Here is a 262-nt window from a genome sequence, read left to right on the forward strand (position 1 = left end):
TAAATGTAGCGTATTCGGGTAATTATCCCTTGCAACCTTGATTGCGTCTTTGTCTATTTCCGACGCCATATAAAGCGATGGTTTGAAGCCTGCACGCTCCAAGGCGACCTGACCGCATGAAATTCCGTCAAACAACGATAATACTTTCATTCTCCATACCCCTGCGCACGTCCATAACCTTCAATCGGCAGACCCGGCAAACAACCGTAAACCGTAGTTCGCTCGACCATGCTTTCATTACCATGCTGACGAACGGCACGGC

At 48.9% G+C, this 262-nt stretch carries 1 protein-coding gene; it reads right to left on the reverse strand.

Annotation, left to right across the window (positions count from 1 at the left end; translation table 11 throughout):
* On the reverse strand, positions 1 to 150 hold a 150-nt coding region (locus tag RMT89_RS46350; RefSeq protein WP_399499033.1), incomplete at its 3' end, for a DNA cytosine methyltransferase.
* Between the last annotated feature and the right edge of the window lie 112 nt (positions 151 to 262).

The sequence above is a fragment of the Streptomyces sp. P17 genome, from assembly GCF_032436805.1.
In the GTDB taxonomy this organism is placed as follows: Bacteria; Actinomycetota; Actinomycetes; order Streptomycetales; family Streptomycetaceae; genus Streptomyces.